Genomic DNA, 16,061 nt, shown 5'->3' with positions numbered 1-16,061 from the left:
CAAGAGCAGCCCGGTTTGTGTGCGGGCCCTATCACCTGGGCCTCGATGCGCCAGTGCTATTTGTACTCGACCATGATTTCGTTCCTGCGCAGAAAGGGCAGGGTCCAGGGGGGATTGTAACGGGCCAGCTCGGCGTTCCCGGTGGGGTTGAGCCCTTGCCTGCCCATCCAGTCCATTAACTCGGCGGTTTTTTCTGCCACCTTTTTCTCTCCGGCGAAACCCGAGAAACGAATGACCGCATAGCTTTTCTCGGGAATCTGACGCAGAGTCACGGCCTGGTTGTTGGGCCGCGGTAGCGTATCCATGGTGTACTGGCTGGGCATGACAAAGGTGACCCGCCACTTGCCTGAAGATTGCTCCATGCTGACCGGAGCGGTCATGCTGATCTTTTCTGACCGGGGTTCCATGGCCACCGGTGCCGTCATCTCGATCTTCTCGCTGCCTCCGGATCGCGCGGTGTTGTTACCGAAGATATAGTTGGCGAGTAGCCGGAATCCTGTACCTGAGGCTTCCTCCATGGAGCCGCCTACCACAACCTCGGCGACAATCCTCGGCTTGTATTTGCGCAGCTCGAATGGCTTGGCTTGCTCGATCAGTGTGTATTCCGGCTCCTCAATCGCCATAGCAAAACCCGCAAACAGTGATAACAATAACCCAATTGCAAATCGCATAACTTTAGCGCTCCAGCTTCGCCATTGTTACGCCGAGTATAGGTGCGCTGGATTAATGAGGTGGTACTGGTAAGGGAAGGTGAGGCCGGTTTGGCGTCACGCCAAACCGGTTTGGGATGAAGGGCTTATGTTCTCATTGAGCCTCCACCGTCACTCGGGGAAGGAAAACCCGTCCTCTACTCGGCTGATCATGTATTCGTTGTCGTTATCCATATGCCGGTAGCGAAAGACTTGCGGGGTTAGCTCGAGAATCTCGTAGGCATCATAAAGGTAGGGGCTTGATGTATCCGCCGGATAGACCTGCTGTCCCTCGATAAAGCCGCGAATGGCGACAAAGTAAATAGGGCCCGAAATTCCCCATACACCAATTTCCGATTGCTCGGTCACTGTTCCATCAGCACCGATCAGTTTGAAGTCAATGCGTTGGGTGCCATCGGGATGCCGCTGCACAATGTGCATTTTACGGCCGCCGTCTTTGGTTACAGTGTCTCCGAACCAGGTGCCGATCATTTTGTTTCGGCGTTCTGTGGTTGCAAGCGAGTCATCGGGCTTGATGGCATCCACTGGTGCCGTAGAGGTGCACGCGGTGAGCAAGCTTAATAAAAAGACGCTTAATACAGCTTTCATGGTGTTCCTCGGTTTATTTGCGGTAATCCAGTGGCGGCTCGCGGTCACCCAGCAGCGGCACATAGTTGAAGTCATCACCGCGCTTCTGCTCGAACTCCTGCTGCGCCTTTGCCACCAGTGCCGGATCCCTCAACAGCTGGATTCCAGCGAGAGTCAATGTTTCCGCCGCCAGCAGCATGCCTTTGTGGCCGATGCTGGTGCCGCCGGCGGCTACTGCCTGCCAGGTATGGGCCGAGGTGCCGGGCACCCAGGTGGCGGCGCGGAAGCCCCCGGTCGGCACATTCCAGCTGACATCACCGACATCGGTAGAGCCGGAACTGGGCTTCTCGGACGGGTTGTAGTCCGCGATCCTGGCCTGGTCACCGAGTTCATGGTTGGGGCGGTGCGCCAGCCCTCCGAGACTCTCGGCGAATTTCTGTTCGGCAGGGGAGTATTCGATACCGCCAAACTCGCGCATGCTGGCATCCAGCAGGCGGTTCAGAACCTGGTTTGGCAGCAGGCTGTGATTGCCATGGATCACTTCCCACTCAACGCCGGTGCCGGTGCCCTGGGCTGCGGCTCTGGCAATCTGTTCCACGCGCTCCCAGATGGGTTCCAGGTCTGCGGCAGTGTTGTCGCGCACGTAGTAGAACACCTCGGCATCCGCCGGCACCACATTGGGTGCGCCGCCGCCATTGGTGATCACGTAGTGGATGCGGGTGCTGTCCGGCACGTGTTCACGCAGCATATTCACCATAAAGTTCATGGCCTCGACACCATCGAGGGCCGAGCGGCCGCGCTCGGGGGCAGCCGCTGCATGGCTGGCCACGCCCTTGAAGCGGAATTTGGCCGAGCGGTTGGCCAGGCTGGAGCGGGGCAGGGCGGCGTTGCGATCACTCGGATGCCACTGCAGCACCACGTCAGTGCCTTCGAAAGCACCTTCGCGAACCATATACACCTTGCCTGAGCCGCCCTCTTCCGCCGGGGTGCCGTACAGGCGGATCTCACCGGGGGTGCCGCTTTCCTCGAGCCAGCGGCTCAACATGATGGCCGCGGCGGTGGAGCCGGCACCGAACAGGTGATGACCACAGGCATGGCCGGCCACCTGACCTTCGATCGGACTGTGTTCAGGGATTGCCTCCTGGGAGACGCCCGGCAGGGCATCCATTTCCGCCAGCAAGCCGATCACCGGGCCGCCACGACCCTGGCGGTAGGTGGCGACAAAGGCGGTGGGGATGTCGGCGACCCGAGTCTCGATTTCGAAACCCGCTTCCCTCAGGTGATCCTGGATCGCCGCGCTGCTGCGAGTTTCCTGGTAGCCGACTTCGGCCCAGTTCCACAGGTTGTCGGCGAGGCCCGTGGCCTGCGGCGCGATACGCTCGGACTGGGCACTGACCCAGTCGGCATCGGAACTGAGGGTGGATTTGTCGTAGGCGTGGACCGAGGAAATGACCCCGGCCAGGGCCACAGAGGCCAGTGAGACGAGAGTGGTTCGGATCATGGCAGTTCCTGTCTTTATGTTATTTGTGGTTCTCGCGTTTTGCTGACACATTAAGGGGGTGCCTTTGTGCTATTGGCCGACCCGCTGGTGGTGCGACCAAATACGGTACTAAACCGGGGCCGGCACCTTTGCGTACTAAAGAGGAAGATAACATATCCGCCAGAGAGGGCTGTGAGCATGTGTGATGAACTGACCGGCAGGGACGCCGAGGCATATTTTTTCAGTCGCGGCATCAGTCGCCGCGATTTCGGCAGGCTCGGCCTGGGTGCGGCACTGGCCAGCATGCTGCCGGCACCAGCGCAGGCGCTGGCGGTCAGGGAGTCAACTGTCTCAGTGCCGACCCTGGATGGTGAGGCCAATGGCTATTTCGTCCATCCGCAGAGCGGCCGGCATCCCGCCGTAATCCTGTGGCCGGATATCTTTGGTCTGCGTCCGGCCTACCGGCAAATGGGCAAGCGGCTGGCAGAATCCGGTTACGCAGTGCTGGTGGTCAATCCCTATTACCGCACCATGAAGGACCAGTTGGTGCCGGATGATGCTCAGCTGATAAGCCCGGAGTTGCGCAAGTCAATCTGGCCCAGGGCTCGCGAGCAGGCGGGCTCCCTCTCTCCTGAGACGTGCATCACCGACGGTCGCGCGTTTATCCAATTCCTCGACCAGCAACCTGCCGTGGATTCCTCAAAGCCGGCCGGCGTGATGGGCTACTGCATGACCGGTTCCTATGCCTTCCGCCTGGCAGCGGATATGCCCGAGCGCATTGGCGCCGGCGCCTCCTTCCATGGTGGCAGATTGGTGACCGATAAACCCGATAGTCCACACCGTTTAATCCCCGAGATACGGGCCGGATTCCTGGTGGCGATTGCCGCAAACGATGACGAGCGTGATCCCGAGGCGAAAGTCGAACTGCGCAAAGCATTTGATAAGGCCGGCGTGCCCGCTGAAGTTGAAGTCTATGAAGACACCCTGCACGGCTGGTGTCCTCCAGATTCCATGGCTCATAACCCGAAGCAGGCGGAGCGCGCCTGGCGGGAATTGCTGGTGCTGTTTGAGCGAAATCTTGTTTGAGTAGAACAAGTGGCCAGAGCAGAAGTGTGCTTGAATAGTCCCAGTTGCCGATTTTCTGAATTGGTCCAGTAGCCGACGCCTCTGCGCCGGCACAATTTTTTTACAGGAAATCAGTTGGTTATGGCTCGTGAGGCCAGGCGATAGTAAATTGCAGAGCAATATCGGTGCCGACTGTGGGCGATAGATAAGCATATCGCCCGTTTCAAAAAGCTCAGCAGATATCTCTGCTTTTCTTCAGTTAGGGACGGCCGATATATCTGACTTTCTCTATCCAGTGCAGCTGGCTCAAATTAAATCAATTTGCTTTTTTGCCAAATCAGCTTCTGGATATGGTCGCGTATTTCGATGGCAGCCTAAGCCATTTAACTTATGTCGCAAAGTCGACGCGATTCCGCTGGTAGTCAGGTATAGGAATTAAATGCAAAAAAGGCAGGCAGAAATTGGCTTGCAGAGGGGCACTCCCTGCGCCTGATTTTTTCAGACACCGCCTTCAATAGAAGTATCCTGTTTCAGGCACTTGTAAACCCAGATAGGTAAAAGAGAGTTTCGGGATCTGACTTTGTGTCGCCAAATGTTAATTATGTTGTCCAGATAAGCCGTGGAGCTGGGTATCAGTTGTTATTGTTTTGATGTATTTGTTGATAATGCCAATGTGAATTTGTATAAATTTACCGGATAAAAATATACGACTTCACTAACCGCCCTCCCATACGACTCCAAGCATTGGATGTTTATATGTAAGTTTTGACTTGGGACAGCTGTAGCTGGTGCAGGGTAAAACTCTTTGGAGGGATTTAAATGATCGAGTCTCGGGGATTTACCTGTCTCTTTATCGCCAAAACGGCCATTGTCACCTGCCTTGTAACCGGGCCTGTCTCTGCCCGAGCTGATGAAGTGAAAATAATACACCCCGGTTCTCCGGGGGAGCCTGTAAAGGAGCTGAGCGCGGAGGATGCGATCAAGATAGCGGTTTCCAGCTATTCGCCATACGACGTTCGGTTCATGCAGGATATGATCCCCCACCATCATCAGGCCCTGCAGATGGCAGAGCTTGTCCGGGAGCGGACAAATAACCCTGAGATCGTTGATCTGGCCGGTCGAATTGACGCATCACAGGAAGATGAAATCCAGTTCATGCAGGAGTGGTTGGAGGAGCGGGGTGAAACAGTTCCCGATCCGAAACATCATCACCACATGCAGACTGACCACAAGATGGCCGGAATGGCGACGCCGGAACAGATGAAAGCCCTGGCAGGCTCCAAAGCCAAGGACTTTGATCGTATGTTTTTGGAGCTGATGATCGCCCATCACGAGGGCGCAGTTAAGATGGTCGAGGATCTTCAGGAAAAACCTGGTTCTGCTTATGATCCTGTTTTATTCGAGTTTACCTCAGATATTACCAACGATCAGACGGCCGAAGTAGAGCGGATGAGCAAATTGCTCGCAGGGTTGTCAGATGATCCTCGTGCGGGACTGGCCGCCGGCTACCATGATGCAGGAGAGGCAATATTCAACCTGAATCATGAAGGGTTGCTGCCAAAGCCAGCGGGCTTCTACGATCCAGAGAATATAGCCGGGTTACCGCCTGAAATGCCGGAAAAGGGCGAAGAAAAGAAAGTTGAAGGTGAGTCCGAAGAGGAAAAAGAAAAAAAGAAAGAGGAGTGGACGCGCTATCCATTTATGGATTTTGCCAATACAGATATTGCTTTCTTTGATGACGTGATGGTTGCCGGTAGCTACCACGGCTTCAATATCTACAAACTCCAGAATGCGAGCATGCCAAAGCATATCAGTTCGGTGGTTTGCCCGGGTGGACAAGGTGATGTATCTATAGTCGGTGACTTGTTGATCATGTCCGTCGAGCAAACACGGGCTCGACTTGATTGCGGCTTGCAGGGTGTGAGCGAGGATGCCAGCCCTGAACGTTTCAGGGGCTTGCGGATATTCGACATCAGTGACTTGCAGCGACCTGTGCAGGTAGGGGCAGTGCAGACATGCCGTGGATCCCACACCCACTCTGTGGTTTCTGGACCTGGCAAGGATGGGAAGATCATTGTCTATAACTCGGGTATCGGCTCCATTCGCGAAGAAGAGGAAATGCCTTCCTGTGTGGACAACACACCGGGTGATAGCCGTACTGCGCTATTTCGTATCGACGTCATTGAAATTCCGGTGGGTGATCCCTCAAAGTCGCGCATAGTCGATAGTCCCGCAGTCTTCGCAGATACAGAGAGTGGAGCTATGGCAGGGCTCTGGCGTGGCGGAGACCATGGTGATGATACTCAGGAAACCTACCGTACTGATCACTGTCACGATATTACCGTATTTCCTGAGCGCAAGATTGCAGCCGGAGCCTGCTCGGGCAATGGCATCCTGTTCGATATCTCCGATCCCCTCAAACCTAAACGCATTGACGCGGTGAAGGACAGCGGATTCGCCTACTGGCACTCTGCTACGTTCAATAATGATGGCACCAAGGTGATCTTTACAGATGAGTGGGGCGGTGGTGGTCGTCCCCGTTGTCGGGCTCAGGACCCCCTGAACTGGGGCGCTAATGCCATTTATGACATCGTTGATGGCAAGCTCGAGTTCAAGAGTCACTACAAACTGTCGGCACCCCAGAGCGACCAGGAAAACTGTGTGGCGCACAACGGCTCCATCGTGCCGGTACCTGGCCGTGATGTTTTTGTACAGGCCTGGTATCAGGGCGGCCTGTCGCTGATAGATTTCACTGATTCCGCCAACCCGGTGGAGATCGGTTACTTCGACCGGGGCCCAATCGACGAAGAACACATGACATTAGGCGGTTACTGGTCAGTCTACTGGTACAACGGCAAGATCTACGGCACCGAGATCGCTCGTGGCATTGATGTCTTTACTCTTCAGCCGAGCCAGTACCTGACCGCCAATGAGGTGGGCGCGGCAGAAGTGGCGGATATGGGCGATGTCTTTAACCCGCAGCAACAGTTTCGCGTCAGTTGGCCGTCAAAGCCGGTAGTGGCCAAAGCCTATCTGGATCAACTGACACGCCGGGGGGCGATACCCGAGCCCATGGCGGCGGAGATGTATCAGGCGCTGGATAGCTCGGGTTCACTGCTGGCCCAGCGCGCCAAGGACGAGAAGGTGGCCGGAAGGCTGGTCATACTCGCTTCACTGGCTAACGTGAACAACGAGAATGATGAAGTGGAGGAAATGACCAGGGCATTTACCGAATCCCTGAAGGAGATTGCCAGGGACCTGCGTTAAGCAGGTCCATTAGGCAGGTTACTTTAACTGCTAAGCTGTCAAAAGCGGGAGAGCTCCTCCCGCAGATCCTTCTCCAGCTCCCGTGCTTCCATGATCCAGACACTGTCATCCGAGCCGGGGAATACGCCGACATCGATACCGTCCTGATCCAGGCCCGGAAGCCATTTCTTCAGGAACTGGGGCAGGGCAATGCTCTTCGGAGTGAGGTCGGCGTCATCGCTGGCATAGGTGGTGGCAAACTCGGACGAGGGCCAGACAGGAAGATAGTCGGGGGCACCCTTTTCATCGGAGTGAAGCTTCAGGAAGTGCTCTTCACTGTTGATCAGGATCCAGACTTCTCTTTCTTCCCCGACCAGATCGAGGAAGTAGTCGTATCGGTCTTCGCAACTGAGGCCCAGGATTGCCTCAAGTTCTTCTTTATCCATGTGTGATTCTTTCATTGGCTGCAGCGATAAGCTCGGGGATCCCCGGTTCTGACTGTTCAAGCTTACCCCATCGGTTCCTGTATGGCAGCCCTATTTGCCCATGGCAAGACCTTCGGTATCCAGATCGACGCGACGTGCCTGCCAGTAGCGATCGCGCCAGTAATAGCCATCGAGCCTTGAAATGGTGACGCCCCTCGAGGTGGAAGCATGGAAGAATTTGCCGCCCTCCAGGTAGATGCCCACATGTCGGACTTTATGACCTGTCTTGAAGAACACAAGGTCACCGGGGCGGAGGTCGGTGCGCCGGATGGCCGTGCCAACCTGGGCCTGGTATTCAGTGGTGCGGGGCAGCTCAATGCCGAGTTGGTCGCGGTAGGTGGTATATACCAGGCCGGAGCAATCGATCCCGCGCTTGCTGAGGCCGCCCAGCCGATAAGGGATGCCCTTCCACTCCCGGTGCTGTGAATAGAGCTTCTGTTTCAGTTGTTGACCATCGGGTGGCATCAGATGCAGCGCTCCCCCTTTGGCCGGCGACTGCGGGGAAATCTCCTCGACGGGGGCTCCCTGGTAGGGTGCAAGGCTACAGCCGGTGGCCATGGCCGTCAGAAGGAAGGTGGGCAACAGTTTTTTATCCATATGAACTTCCCTCCGGGATGTCCGGCTGGCCACAGGTGGCTCGGCAGAACTGCAGTTACCGGCCTGTTCGGCGAAATAGTGGAATGATGGGATCACAGGGCCTCATCGCAGCGTGTGATGGCCACCAGTCCTGTAGAAAATTGGAACCACAGTACAATGTTTACCTGAATATTTACTGAACAGCCAGGAAGCAGTTCATGGTTGGCGCGACAGAGATCCGGACAGAATAGGGCTGGCCGCTATACGTCATAGCGACTGATCGCGGGCCCGGAGCCTGGGGTAAGGTAAGTGCCGTTCAGGGGGCGTTTATTCAGGAATGATGCCGTATTGCCCGGTTTGTTGATGTTCAAACAGCGGGAGGTGGGGAGGGAAAAAGGTGAAAAGGGAGAAAGCGAACAGGAAGAATACCATGCCTACAAGCCCCGGCACGCGCCAGACGCGCGCTTCAGAATGGCGTATGAGCAGCGAGTAACTCATCCATTGCCCGATGGCAGTTGCAATCATGAAACAGAGGATATCGAGCGCCAGATAATTATCATTCAGGATTGCTGTATAAGTATAAAACAGCGTGATTAATATCAGGGGCATGGCACTCAGGCTGAGGCACTTTGCGGTAAGGAATTGACGCAGGTCGACCGGGGTAAACCGCAACTGCCACATGGCAAACAGGAGACCCGGCCAGAACAGCATTTTCAGGTGTTCCCAAACACTCTCATTGACGGGAACGAACGCAGCAATCGCTCTCCATCGTCCTCCCCAGTCAAATGCGAAGTGCAGCAGCCCTCCCGCGACCAGAATCCATAGGGCGCCGATCAGCTCCCAGGCCAGAATCTGGCGCTTGCGGCTTTCCCCCAATTGTCTTTCAGATGGTGGCGTCTGCTTCATAGATGCCTATGAACAGACGCGTAATTCACTTTCCATTGGTCGCGCAGTGAGCACGTTGCTGCGTTCAGCGGCCCTCTCTTCCAGGGCCTGCAAAGAACCAGGCAATCAGGCCAATAACCGGAAGTAGCAGTACGATCAGAACCCAGATCAGCTTCTTGAGTCCGGAAGCGGAGCTTTGCAGGATCTTGATGATGGCGTAGATGTCCGCAATGAAAATCAGGACGCCGAGGATTCCTTCCATGATGGTATCGCCCTCGCGAATGGGAAATGTGATAAATGCGGAGTATAGATGTTGGGGACTGGCCGTAAGTTGTCAGGGCAGCCCGATGGAAAAAATCACGCCAGGCCTCAGATGCCTTTATGGGCTACCAGTAAATGGCTGATATCCTGCGCTACAGCCATGCCATTTCCCCATTGATGACTGGAAAGTAACCGGAGTATCCAGATGATTCTGGAGAGCGACTCTGCAGGGCACAAGCACAGAGCGCTATCCAGTTACGTCCAAAAGGCTGTGATATCAGGCGCTTGCGACTTCCATGTTTGCTGGCGAGTACTTTTTATAACAGTAGGCAATACATACCCAGGCGATCAGCAGGGGATAGATCACCGTCTGCTCCAATGTCAGACCAAAATCAATCCCCAGCCTGACTACAGCCATCGCTGCAAAGGTAAATGCCAGAATCATGCGGATCATATGTCGGCGAACCCAGTAGAACCTTTCGCGGTCCCGGGTTTTCCACAGAGCAAGATCCTGGTACAGGATGAATCCAAACGTGGATGCTAAAAGGAACGGCCCTGCGATGGGTGCTCCCTCGATCGATAGGAATCGGACAAATTGCATAGCGGTAAATATAAACAGGAGCAGGGGGATCAGGGTCAGCAGCTTGTCCCACAATAGTGCGTGCTTTGCATTATTTCCGATCGCGTTGATACCACTAGGAACCAGATAGAACGTGGCGACTATCATCACCAATACAAGTGGCAAAAACTCATGAAATAAAAAGACAATGGTCGATATTGCCACTATGAGAATCAAGTAGGAAAAGATTTTCCCTGCCTGGATATGAATCGTTGTCCCCTTCTTGGTGGAAAGGGCAACAATGCCTGCTGCAAAGGCAATAAATCCCAGCACTACATGGATGAAATAGCTGAATGGGTCAAATGGTTCCCAGATCATCTTGTGCTCTCTATAGGTTTTTATTTGGAGAGATGAAATTAACGTTCACCGGCTTTATTAGTCAATGAGCGTTATTTGTAAACGGGTGAAGAGAGTCAGGTAATTAATGACAGGCGACAGTTTGGCGCGATTAACAACTAACTATTGACTCCAAAGGTCAATGATCAGCGCCTGAGGGTTGTATGTGGGTAGCCAATTTTATGATATTCAGTGATTTGCCGCCTGTGCGCGGAATGATTTTTGATCAGTATTGCAGCCCAAATTCATGTGACCTTATTTTTTTGACTGAATCGCTCATCCAGGTAGCGCTTTGACTCCATGATTTTGGCCAAGCGCTCGAGGGCGATCTCAATATCCCTATAACTGAGGTAAAGTGGCGAAAACCCAAAGCGCAGGATGCTTGGTGCGCGGAAGTCGGCGATCACGCCGTCGGAGATGAGTGCCTGGCAGATTGCATAGGCATGTTCATGGGTGAACGCCAGTTGGCATCCTCGTTGCTTGTGCTCTTTCGGGGTGACCAGTTCGAGCGAACTCAGGGCCGGGTTTGTGAGGACGCGTACGGCAAAGAAGTCGGCCAGTCCAAGTGCTTTGGCCCGGATTTGTGCAATATCTGTATCTGCGAAGACCGACATCGCTGCATCGAGCACACTCATGGAGAGAATAGGGGGTGTTCCCACGAGAAATCGTTTGATGCCACTGGCAGGCTGGTATTCGGGAAGGAATGTGAAAGGGTTGTGATGGCCCATCCAGCCGGCCAGGGGCTGCTGCAATTTCTCATGGTGGCGTCTGGCGGCATAAACGAAAGCCGGGGCCCCGGGCCCACCGTTCAGGTATTTGTAGCCACAGCCAACGGCGAAGTCGACTTGCCAGTGATCCAGCTCCAGTGGCATCACTCCCGTGCTGTGTGCCAGGTCCCAGATGACCAGTATCCCTTTTTTGTGGGCCAACCTGGTCAGCCGCTCAATATCGTGGGCATAGCCGCTGCGGAAGTTCACCTGGGTAAGCAGAAGGACGGCTATCTCCTCTGAGAGCGCGGCCTCGATTTCATCTTCCTCTACGGAGACCAGTTCACAGTGCTCCCCACCCAGAAGTTGCTGGAGACCCTGGGAAACGTAGAGATCTGTGGGAAAGTTGTCCTGCTGGGACAGTACCTTGTGGCGGCCCGGATTCATTGCCAGCGCGGCGCACAGCAGCTTGAACAGGTTGACGGAGATCGAGTCACAGCAGATCACCTGTCCCGGTGCTGCACCCAGTAAGGGGGCGATCTTCTCGCCTACGGATTCTGGCAGGTCGATCCAGGCGTGCTTGTTCCAGCTGGTAATCAGGTCCTGACCCCATTGCTGCCCAACCACTGCTTTGGCACGTTCGGCTGCGGCAAGCGGCATGGGGCCGAGGGAGTTACCGTCCAGGTAGATGCTTCCCGCAGGTAACTGGAATTCAGTGCGTTTGCCCCGCAGCGGATCTCCCGCATCCAGTGTTTCCGCATCGGGGAGCATATCCACGGATACCCGAGGAGAGTGGCCGGTAGCATCGTGTTGCATCAATACATCGATCAAGCGCATAAGTGGTTCCGTCGGTCGGGCTGTTATTCAACCCTTGCCTGAAGTTCCTGTTTCCAGTTGCCGCAGCAGGGTTTGGAAGGCCGGCGTACCGGGGTGAATCCAGTCGAAGTGAGCCGCGCCACGCACTACCTGCTTCTGAATGTATGTTCCATTGAAAAGCTCCAGTTGGCTCAAGGGAACGATGGGATCCTGATCACCATGAAGCAGAGTCACGGGGATGGAAATGGTATGACTATTCGGGTTGGCCGCCGCGTAGGCGTCCGGTCTTGTGTCGGGCGTGCCGCCCATGAAACGCGTGGTTGCCTGCTGGCAACTATTCTCACCCCGAGCATAGTGCTCGACATCGGTGATCGCCGCCATGCCGATGGCAGAGGCGTGGGGGATGCCCTCGGGGAAAAGTTTCGGCCAGTCGGCAGCTGCGAGCAGTGCCAGGTGGCCTCCGGCGGAATGTCCGACCAATACCACTTCCCGGGGCACAAGGCCGAACTCTGAAAGGCTGGAAATTTTCTGTAGCCCGGCCTGGATGTCCTCGTAGCTGTCCGGCCAGCTTCCGCCACCGGCGCCCGTGCGGCGGTACTCCAGGTTCCACACCGGGTAGCCCTCATGTGCGAGCGCTGTTGCCAGAGGGTAAGTATGGCTGATGTCGTAGGCTTCGAGCCAGCAGCCCCCGTGTATCATCACCACCATCGGTTTCTTTCCGGTCGGTTCGTTTTTGGGGAGCCAAAGGAGACCATACTGGCTCGGGCCATTGCCGTAGCTGATTTTATGATCAAAGTGCTGATAGGCCAGCGCGGTGGCCTCGCTGTAGGTGGGCTGGGCAGAGACCGGAGCATAGACGGGGGCTGAAGTGCCTGGTTGAGCAGCAGCTCCCGGTGACAGCAGCAAGGTTGCCAGTAAGCAGGTCGCGGCCAGCTGATGGGTGTTCAGTCGTATTGCCATGCCATATTCCGTGTATCTTGAATACGCCGCTTCAGACGGCCGCCTTTATAAATTATGTAGTGAGTGTACAAGTCGAATACTGGTTTTTGCACGCTCCCCTATCCGCTCTGTCCGGAATCCTGGATCCGACAATGGAGTGATAACCCTGGCAAGGAATATCAGGTTTACCGCATTGGTGGCTACATCGAGTTGGAGCGGGAGGTGATGGACCACTCTTCAGGCCTTATTTCACCAAAGTAACTACGGTAATCTGCTGGTTGTGGATTAATCAGAGCCCCTGTCGAGGAAGCCAGCATATCCATGCTCTTCTTGGCGTTGCTGCGGTCAACTGCTGGTATTCGACGGCCGATGATGTCGTCAGCAATCCTGGTCGGGCGGCATGCGTACAGTCAGGCGCGAAACACTCACAAGCGCGGTCTTCTGTAACATGTGGCAAGCTGATGATTTATGAAACACGCATGCAATTGCGGAAACTGCTCCGGGGTGGGGAGTTTTTTTGATGGATGAAAAAGTCGCACTGGTAACCAATGCCCTGGATTTTGTCGGGCCTCCCGCAGTGCAGGTACTGTTGGAAGACAGCTATCGGGTCATCGCTCAGGATCCGACTTTCTCTGATCTCGGCCAACTTCAGGCTTATTCTCGGCAGTGCCCCGGTACAGACCCTGTGGCAATCACTGAACCTGAGGAGTTCATGGAGTATGTGTGGGGGACCTATGGCAAGCTGGATGTTCTGATCAGTAATGATACATTCCCCGCAATCCACACGCCGGTGGAGGACGCAAGTATCGATGACCTGTACGCGACTATCGAAAATGTAATGGTGGCACCGTTTCGGCTCATGCAGGCGGCAGTTCCCCGTTTGAAGGCCCAGGGTTCCGGTAATGTCATTCTGGTGACATCCTGCCGTACCGAGTTACCTCTGCCCGGTGGTGCCATTCCGGATATGGCGCGGGCTGGAGCCAATGCCCTGGTCAAGTCACTGAGTATCGAACTGGCGCCGCTGGGTATCCCGGTCAATGCCATTGCCCCGAACTATCTGTATAGCGAGGCCTACTTTCCCAAAGCCAAGTTCATTGATGATCCGGTCGGTAGCGCGTTCATTCGCGAGGTGGTGCCGGCTGGCCGGTTGGGTGAGCCGCAGGAGGTAGGTGAACTGGTGCGGTATCTGGCCAATATGAAAGGCTCTTTCCATACCGGTACCATCATCAAATTTGCCGGTGGCTGGCCCGCCGCTCCGTTGCGGCCCCTGTAAGGAACCCAAGCCGTGAGATATGCCGTACTTCCCGTTTTGCTGCTGGCCAGTCCAATATTTGCCGAGGCGATTGCCCCGTTTACCTCAGATGGCTGCAGTGCCTTTCCGGATGGCACGCTGGCTCAACAGGCACTTTGGCTGGATTGCTGTACGTCACATGATTATGCCTACTGGAAGGGCGGAACAGATGAAGAGCGGCTGCAGGCTGACCGGGCTCTGCAGCAGTGTGTCGCCGAAGTGGGTGAACCGGAAATCGCTGCGCTGATGCTCGCAGGCGTGCGGGTTGGTGGTACTCCCTACCTGCCAACCCGGTTTCGCTGGGGGTATGGGTGGCCGTTCCCGCGGGGTTATCGCCCGCTGTCCGAGGCAGAGTGGCGGCAGGTGGAGGCAGTATCGGCCTCCGCGGAATGAACACCGCACTGCTTCACTTGTGGGTGATTTGTCAGATTGGCCGGTGGGATTGCCCACTTCTGGCCCCGGGGCGCTCAATGCCCCGCCCGGCATGCTTCTGTACGCTATCGTAGCCTCTGGTTTCCCCTCTTTTTGCCGGCCCGCCATTGCGGTGCCGATTCGCAGACTGGCAAGGACAGAGCACAGTGAAAAAAGACGACCGAAAGCCCACGACCACTGATGCAGGTAGCCCCGTTGCCAGCGATGAGTATTCCCTGACGGTCGGGCCTGAGGGGCCGATCGTGCTGCACGATCACTACCTGATCGAGCAGATGGCAAATTTCAACCGCGAGCGCATTGCCGAGCGCCAGCCCCATGCGAAGGGCTCCGGTGCCTTCGGTCATTTCGAAGTGACCGGGGATGTCAGTGCGTATACCAAGGCGGCGGTGTTCCAGCCGGGTACCAAGACCGATACGTTGATCCGATTCTCTACCGTCGCGGGGGAGCGGGGCAGTCCCGATACCTGGCGCGACCCACGTGGCTTTGCCCTCAAGTTTTACACCAGCGAGGGCAATTACGACATGGTGGGTAATAACACGCCGGTGTTCTTTATCCGTGACCCGATGAAATTTCAGCACTTTATCCGCTCACAGAAGCGCCGCGCCGACAGTGGCCTGCGGGATCACGACATGCAGTGGGATTTCTGGACACTCTCGCCGGAATCTGCGCACCAGGTAACCTGGCTCATGGGCGATCGCGGAATCCCGCGGACCTATCGCCATATGAATGGCTACTCCAGCCATACGTATATGTGGGTCAATAAATCGGGTGAACGCTTCTGGGTCAAATACCACTTCAAGACCGACCAGGGCATCGAGTGCCTGACTCAGGAAGAGGCAGACAGGATTGCCGGCGAGGATGCGGACGCCCACCGGCGCGACCTGTTCGATGCCATTGCGCACGGTGATTATCCAAGCTGGGCACTCAAGGTGCAGATCATGCCCTTCGATGAGGCGGAACATTATCGCTTCCACCCCTTCGATCTCACCAAGGTATGGCCTCACGACGATTATCCCCTGAAGGACGTGGGGAGGCTGACGCTGGACCGCAACCCCACTGACTTCCACACCGAGATCGAGCAGGCCGCTTTCGAACCCAACAATACTGTACCGGGTATCGGCTTCAGCCCGGACAAAATGCTACTGGCGCGGGTGTTTGCCTATGCGGACGCCCACCGGGCCCGGATGGGCGTCAACTACAAGCAGATTCCCGTCAACGCGCCCAGGTGTCCGGTGCACAGTTACAGCAAGGATGGCGCCATGCGTGTACAGAATGTCGCCGATCCTGTGTACGCACCCAACTCAAAGGGCGGCCCGAGTGCCGACCACCAATACACGGAAAAGTGGTCGGCGAGTGGAGAGTTCGTGCATGCACCCTATGCGCCGCACAAAGAGGATGATGATTTCGTGCAGGCCGGTACCCTGGTACGGAAGGTCATGGATGACGCGGCGCGGGCGCGGTTGGTGTCCAACGTGGTAGGCCATCTCAAGGCCGGTGTTTCAGATGAAGTCCTGCAGCGCGTGTTCGACTACTGGCGCAAGATCGACCAGGATGTGGGAGATCGCATCGAGCAGGCAGTGAATGGCAGCTGAGGCAGGATTTGCAGCGACGCCAGCTGGGCTATCACTTAACGAGGCCGGGGCGGA

At 55.9% G+C, this 16,061-nt stretch carries 15 protein-coding genes; 5 read left to right on the top strand and 10 right to left on the bottom strand.

The features are described from left to right. Window positions 1-56: 56 nt before the first annotated feature. The 3 genes from LVD12_RS04885 to LVD12_RS04875 form a co-directional block, all read right to left on the bottom strand. A complete protein-coding gene (locus tag LVD12_RS04885) occupies window positions 57-671 on the bottom strand; it encodes an SOUL family heme-binding protein (protein WP_237066088.1) in 615 nt (204 codons plus the stop codon). A 150-nt stretch (window positions 672-821) separates the two neighbouring features. Further along, a complete protein-coding gene (locus tag LVD12_RS04880; protein ID WP_237066087.1) occupies window positions 822-1,298 on the bottom strand; it encodes a hypothetical protein in 477 nt (158 codons plus the stop codon). 13 nt (window positions 1,299-1,311) lie between these two features. Continuing rightward, window positions 1,312-2,778 (bottom strand): amidohydrolase, encoded by a 1,467-nt coding sequence (locus LVD12_RS04875; RefSeq protein ID WP_237066086.1) that lies wholly within the window; start codon window positions 2,776-2,778, stop codon window positions 1,312-1,314. Window positions 2,779-2,955: 177 nt separating this feature from the next. On the opposite strand from LVD12_RS04875, the gene LVD12_RS04870 reads away from it, so the two are divergent. Further along, window positions 2,956-3,843: a dienelactone hydrolase family protein gene (locus LVD12_RS04870; RefSeq protein ID WP_237066820.1), complete on the top strand. Its 888-nt coding sequence runs from the start codon at window positions 2,956-2,958 to the stop codon at window positions 3,841-3,843. A 798-nt stretch (window positions 3,844-4,641) separates the two neighbouring features. After that, entirely contained in the window at window positions 4,642-7,089 is a 2,448-nt protein-coding gene (locus LVD12_RS04865; protein ID WP_237066085.1) for a DUF305 domain-containing protein, read from the top strand. A 38-nt stretch (window positions 7,090-7,127) separates the two neighbouring features. Here LVD12_RS04865 and LVD12_RS04860 read toward each other — a convergent pair whose 3' ends face one another. From LVD12_RS04860 to LVD12_RS04830, 7 genes are all read right to left on the bottom strand, one after another. Further along, on the bottom strand, window positions 7,128-7,514 hold the full coding sequence (locus LVD12_RS04860; RefSeq protein ID WP_237066083.1) for a DUF2750 domain-containing protein: 387 nt from the start codon (window positions 7,512-7,514) through the stop codon (window positions 7,128-7,130). Window positions 7,515-7,604: 90 nt separating this feature from the next. Continuing rightward, window positions 7,605-8,150 (bottom strand): NlpC/P60 family protein, encoded by a 546-nt coding sequence (locus tag LVD12_RS04855; RefSeq protein ID WP_237066081.1) that lies wholly within the window; start codon window positions 8,148-8,150, stop codon window positions 7,605-7,607. A 306-nt stretch (window positions 8,151-8,456) separates the two neighbouring features. Then, a complete protein-coding gene (locus LVD12_RS04850) occupies window positions 8,457-9,035 on the bottom strand; it encodes a DUF6512 family protein (RefSeq protein WP_237066079.1) in 579 nt (192 codons plus the stop codon). A 64-nt stretch (window positions 9,036-9,099) separates the two neighbouring features. After that, entirely contained in the window at window positions 9,100-9,276 is a 177-nt protein-coding gene (locus LVD12_RS04845; RefSeq protein ID WP_237066078.1) for a PLDc N-terminal domain-containing protein, read from the bottom strand. A gap of 276 nt (window positions 9,277-9,552) precedes the next feature. Beyond that, window positions 9,553-10,212, bottom strand: coding sequence for a DUF2306 domain-containing protein (locus LVD12_RS04840; protein WP_237066077.1), 660 nt, complete (start codon window positions 10,210-10,212; stop codon window positions 9,553-9,555). A gap of 263 nt (window positions 10,213-10,475) precedes the next feature. Next, window positions 10,476-11,774 (bottom strand): kynureninase, encoded by a 1,299-nt coding sequence (gene kynU, locus LVD12_RS04835; protein WP_237066076.1) that lies wholly within the window; start codon window positions 11,772-11,774, stop codon window positions 10,476-10,478. A 27-nt stretch (window positions 11,775-11,801) separates the two neighbouring features. After that, window positions 11,802-12,713, bottom strand: coding sequence for an alpha/beta hydrolase family protein (locus LVD12_RS04830; protein ID WP_237066075.1), 912 nt, complete (start codon window positions 12,711-12,713; stop codon window positions 11,802-11,804). A gap of 499 nt (window positions 12,714-13,212) precedes the next feature. On the opposite strand from LVD12_RS04830, the gene LVD12_RS04825 reads away from it, so the two are divergent. The 3 genes from LVD12_RS04825 (at window position 13,213) to LVD12_RS04815 (ending at window position 16,007) form a co-directional block, all read left to right on the top strand. Beyond that, window positions 13,213-13,965, top strand: a complete 753-nt coding sequence (locus tag LVD12_RS04825) for an SDR family oxidoreductase (protein ID WP_237066074.1) — start codon at window positions 13,213-13,215, stop codon at window positions 13,963-13,965. 12 nt (window positions 13,966-13,977) lie between these two features. After that, complete coding sequence (locus LVD12_RS04820) at window positions 13,978-14,376, top strand: FAD-binding oxidoreductase (protein WP_237066073.1); 399 nt, start codon at window positions 13,978-13,980, stop codon at window positions 14,374-14,376. 185 nt (window positions 14,377-14,561) lie between these two features. Further along, a complete protein-coding gene (locus tag LVD12_RS04815) occupies window positions 14,562-16,007 on the top strand; it encodes a catalase (protein WP_237066072.1) in 1,446 nt (481 codons plus the stop codon). Window positions 16,008-16,061 lie beyond the last annotated feature (54 nt).

Origin of the sequence: Microbulbifer guangxiensis (assembly GCF_021729075.1) — a bacterium.
GTDB classification, from domain to species: domain Bacteria; phylum Pseudomonadota; class Gammaproteobacteria; order Pseudomonadales; family Cellvibrionaceae; genus Microbulbifer; species Microbulbifer guangxiensis.
Note: the sequence above shows the minus strand (reverse complement) of the source record. Positions and strands in the feature narration are given on the sequence as shown.

What these genes read in the sequence shown, in the direction of transcription:
- LVD12_RS04850 (WP_237066079.1), bottom strand. Translation starts at nt 9,035, where the DNA reads ATGAAGCAGACGCCACCATCTGAAAGACAATTGGGGGAAAGCCGCAAG.
- LVD12_RS04885 (WP_237066088.1), bottom strand. Translation starts at nt 671, where the DNA reads ATGCGATTTGCAATTGGGTTATTGTTATCACTGTTTGCGGGTTTTGCT.
- LVD12_RS04825 (WP_237066074.1), top strand. Translation starts at nt 13,213, where the DNA reads ATGGATGAAAAAGTCGCACTGGTAACCAATGCCCTGGATTTTGTCGGG.
- LVD12_RS04875 (WP_237066086.1), bottom strand. Translation starts at nt 2,778, where the DNA reads ATGATCCGAACCACTCTCGTCTCACTGGCCTCTGTGGCCCTGGCCGGG.
- kynU (WP_237066076.1), bottom strand. Translation starts at nt 11,774, where the DNA reads ATGCGCTTGATCGATGTATTGATGCAACACGATGCTACCGGCCACTCT.
- LVD12_RS04880 (WP_237066087.1), bottom strand. Translation starts at nt 1,298, where the DNA reads ATGAAAGCTGTATTAAGCGTCTTTTTATTAAGCTTGCTCACCGCGTGC.
- LVD12_RS04830 (WP_237066075.1), bottom strand. Translation starts at nt 12,713, where the DNA reads ATGGCAATACGACTGAACACCCATCAGCTGGCCGCGACCTGCTTACTG.
- LVD12_RS04860 (WP_237066083.1), bottom strand. Translation starts at nt 7,514, where the DNA reads ATGGATAAAGAAGAACTTGAGGCAATCCTGGGCCTCAGTTGCGAAGAC.
- LVD12_RS04865 (WP_237066085.1), top strand. Translation starts at nt 4,642, where the DNA reads ATGATCGAGTCTCGGGGATTTACCTGTCTCTTTATCGCCAAAACGGCC.
- LVD12_RS04870 (WP_237066820.1), top strand. Translation starts at nt 2,956, where the DNA reads ATGTGTGATGAACTGACCGGCAGGGACGCCGAGGCATATTTTTTCAGT.
- LVD12_RS04845 (WP_237066078.1), bottom strand. Translation starts at nt 9,276, where the DNA reads ATGGAAGGAATCCTCGGCGTCCTGATTTTCATTGCGGACATCTACGCC.
- LVD12_RS04840 (WP_237066077.1), bottom strand. Translation starts at nt 10,212, where the DNA reads ATGATCTGGGAACCATTTGACCCATTCAGCTATTTCATCCATGTAGTG.
- LVD12_RS04855 (WP_237066081.1), bottom strand. Translation starts at nt 8,150, where the DNA reads ATGGATAAAAAACTGTTGCCCACCTTCCTTCTGACGGCCATGGCCACC.